The following is a 2,586-nucleotide window of genomic DNA, read 5'->3' on the forward strand; positions in this document are numbered from 1 at the left end:
GGGGAGACGCGGGAGACGGCCGACGACATGCGTGAGGGCGCGCCCCGGGACACCGGCGCCCTGGCCGAGTCGGTGCAGGAGGAGATCGACGCCGGCGGGCTGACCGGCCGGGCGGTGGCCACGGCACGGCATGCGACGTTCGTCGAGCACGGCACCGAGGACACCCCGGAACAGCCGTTCGCGCAGCCGGCCGCCGAGCGGGCCCGGCGGCGGTTCCCGCGCAGGGTGAAGAAGGAGACGGGCGTGTCGCTGCGGAAGCTGGCCCGCTGATGGCGGTCGGCTGGTCCGGCGCCGACCCGCAGGAGGCCGCCGACCCGGAAGACTACGAGCTCGGCAGCAGGCAGCAGGCGAACGAGCCGATCACCCTGACGCACGTGCGGGTGTGGGCCGGCGAGAACGAGATCGACTACCCCGGCCGGGTCGGCAAGATCTGGACCACGAGCGGGGTGCTCCTCGCCTCGGCGGTGATGCCGACCAGTCTCCCGGTGGGCTGGTCGACGCACGAACTGTCGTCACCGGTGGAGCGCCTCGCCGGCGAACAGTACGTGGTGTCCTACCCGACAGGTGGGAATTACGGGGTACTCGTCGACGCCCTGGACGACGCCGTGGTGTCGGCCGACGGTGCCGTGACGACGCTGTCCAGCGCTGCGGTGCCGAACGGTGTCTACAACGAAAACCCGGGATCGTTCCCGTCGCTGTCGGTCGGGAACTGGTACGGCGTCGACGTCGCGTACGACCTGGGTGTGGCGTCGGGGACGGCGCCGACGATCACCGCGGTGGACGTGGCGTCGGACGGTCTGCAGGTCGAGGTGACGATCACCGCGACCGACCCGGACGGCCTGGACGACGCCACCTACCGGGTCGACTGGGGCGACGGCACCACCACGTCCGGGTCGACCCCGATCCTCACGCACGCCTACGCCACGTTTGGCGTGAAGGCGATCCTGGCCCGGGTCACCGACGCCGGTGGGCTGTCCGGGTACGCGGCGGCCGCCGTCGACGTGCAGGCCGCACCCGGGGACGGGTCGCAGTCGCCGATCCACCCGGTGCAGGCCGCGATCCACGCCCGGCTGACCGGCGACAACACGCTGATGGGCATGGTCACCGGCGTGTGGGACCAGGTCCCCGAGCCGGCGGTGAAGCCGTACGTGCGGATCGGTGACCACCTGTCCATCCCGGACAACGACCATGGCGGGTTCGGCCGGAACATCACCGTCACCGTGCACGTGTGGACCGAGGCGCGGGGTAACGCCGATGGGCAGGCGATCGCCCGGCGGATCGGGGTGCTGCTGGATCACCGGCCGCGTGAGCTGACGGTGACCGGGCACCGGGTGGTGTCGATCCGCAACGAGTTCGACCAGGCGGTGCCGACCACGGACCCGCAGGTGCGTCATCACGTGATCCGGTTCCGGATCATCACATCGCAGGTAGAGGAGTAGCAGCGTGTCTGGACTTGACGCGTTCGGCACCCAGTTCAAGCGCGGGGACGGTGCCACGCCGACCGAGGCGTTCACCGCCATCGCCAACGTGACCAGCATTTCCGGGCCGGCGCGGACGCGGGAGACGATCGACGTCACCGCCCACGACAGCCCGGACGGGTGGATGCAGTTCGTCGGCAGCCTCAAGGACGGCGGCGAGGTCAGCCTTGAGATCAACTACGACCCGACCGAGGCGACGCACGACCTGGACGACGACTTCGACGACGACCAGCCGCGGAACTACCAGATCGTGATCCTGCCGGACACGGCAGACGAACACACGTGGGACCTCGCCGGCATCCTCACCGAGCTGGGCGACGAGTTCCCGTACGACGACAAGATGGGCCGCAGTCTGACCGTCAAGATCAGCGGCAAGCCGACCCTCACCCCGACCGGGAGCTGACGACCGATGACTTTCCTGAGCCGTGACCAGATCCTCGGCGCGTCCGACCGCACCTTCGACGAGGTGCCCGTGCCGGAGTGGGGCGGCACCGTCCGCATCCGCAGCATCAGTGGTGCCGAGCGGGACAGCTTCGAGCAGTCGCTGCTGCAGCAGCGGGGCCGGGACCGCAAGGTCAACATGCGCAACGCCCGCGCGAAGCTGATCGTGTTGTGTGCGGTCGACGGCACCGGGCGGAAGATGTTCACCGAGGACGACATCGCCGCCTTGTCGCGGAAGAACGCGAAGCCGTTGGACCGGATCTACGACGCATGCCAGCGGATCGCGGGCCTGTCCGACGACGACGTCGACGAGCTCACGGCGGATTTCGACAGCGCCCAGAGCGACAGTTCCGCTACCGACTAGCGCTCGCCCTGGGCATGCCGGTCGGGGTGATGCTCGCGGCGATGGACTCGCGCGAGGTCGCCGGGTGGATGGCGTACGAGCGGGTGACCGGGCCGCTCGGCCCGGCCCGCGGCGACATCCAGGCCGCCATCGTGGCGTCGACCATCGCGAACTCGAACCGGGGCAAACGCGGGAAGCGGTACCGGCCGGAGGACTTCATTCCGGAATGGGACCGCCCGGAGGCGGCCGCCGGCCCGCAGGACGAGCACGACCACCTGCGGCTGATCAAACAACTCAACGCCCAGATGGGCGGCCGTACACGTC

The 2,586-nt window shown here is 70.1% G+C and carries 5 protein-coding genes; all 5 read left to right on the forward strand.

What is annotated here, in order from left to right:
- On the forward strand, nucleotides 1-270 hold a 270-nt coding region (locus tag O7634_RS00055; protein WP_278148125.1), incomplete at its 5' end, for an HK97 gp10 family phage protein.
- Nucleotides 270-1,439, forward strand: a complete 1,170-nt coding sequence (locus tag O7634_RS00060; RefSeq protein ID WP_278148126.1) for a DUF4082 domain-containing protein — start codon at nucleotides 270-272, stop codon at nucleotides 1,437-1,439. The genes O7634_RS00055 and O7634_RS00060, both read left to right, overlap by 1 nt.
- A gap of 4 nt (nucleotides 1,440-1,443) precedes the next feature.
- On the forward strand, nucleotides 1,444-1,881 hold the full coding sequence (locus O7634_RS00065; RefSeq protein ID WP_278148127.1) for a phage tail tube protein: 438 nt from the start codon (nucleotides 1,444-1,446) through the stop codon (nucleotides 1,879-1,881).
- 6 nt (nucleotides 1,882-1,887) lie between these two features.
- Nucleotides 1,888-2,283, forward strand: a complete 396-nt coding sequence (locus O7634_RS00070) for a hypothetical protein (RefSeq protein ID WP_278148128.1) — start codon at nucleotides 1,888-1,890, stop codon at nucleotides 2,281-2,283.
- A gap of 41 nt (nucleotides 2,284-2,324) precedes the next feature.
- Nucleotides 2,325-2,586, forward strand: a 262-nt coding sequence (locus tag O7634_RS00075; protein WP_278148129.1) for a DUF4035 domain-containing protein, incomplete at its 3' end; no start/stop codon positions are given.

It is taken from the genome of Micromonospora sp. WMMD1120, from assembly GCF_029626235.1.
In the GTDB taxonomy this organism is placed as follows: domain Bacteria; phylum Actinomycetota; class Actinomycetes; order Mycobacteriales; family Micromonosporaceae; genus Micromonospora.